Annotated in this window: 1 protein-coding gene; it reads left to right on the forward strand. The window is 68.8% G+C overall.

Annotated features, from left to right (window positions below):
* A partial coding sequence (locus tag DBR23_RS31690) for a diguanylate cyclase (RefSeq protein ID WP_233250724.1) occupies window positions 1–702 on the forward strand: 702 nt, incomplete at both ends.

The raw sequence follows: 702 nt of genomic DNA on the forward strand, positions 1-702 counted from the left end.
CCGAAGGCTTTGCACTGTTCGATGCAGAAGACAAGCTGGTGGTGTGCAACGCCCAGTACCGGCGCCTGTACCCGATCTCGGCCCCCATGATCGTGCCCGGCAGCACGTTTGAACAGATCGCACGCTACGGCGCCGAGCGCGGCCAGTACCCCGACGCCATTGGCAACGAAGAGGCCTGGCTCGCCCAGCGCATGGCCGACCACCGCGCGGCCAACCATGCCGTGCTGCAGCGCCTGCCCGAGGGCCGCTGGCTGCAGGCCGACGAGCGGCGCACCCCCCAGGGTGGCATCGCCGGTGTGCGCACCGACGTGACCCAACTGGTGCGCAAGGAGCAGGAACTGGCCGCCGCCAACGCCAAGCTGGCCCTTCTGTCCACCACCGACGGTGTGACGGGCATTGGCAACCGCCGGCGCTTTGACGAGCGGCTGGCCACCGAATGGATGCGCTGCGGGCGGCACCAGCTGCCGCTGGCCGTGATCCTGATCGATATCGACCACTTCAAGCTCTACAACGACCACTACGGCCATCTGGCCGGTGACGAATGCCTGCGCCGCGTGGCGCAACTGCTGCAGGGCACCATCCGCAGGGCCGACGAGGTGGCCGCACGCTACGGCGGCGAGGAGTTTGTGCTGCTGCTGCCCGATGTGCCCCTGCCCGAGGCAGTGACGGTGGCAGAGCGCTGCATGGCCAGCCTGCGCGAGG

Source organism: Acidovorax sp. HMWF018 (assembly GCF_003061035.1).
GTDB classification, from domain to species: domain Bacteria; phylum Pseudomonadota; class Gammaproteobacteria; order Burkholderiales; family Burkholderiaceae_C; genus Acidovorax; species Acidovorax delafieldii.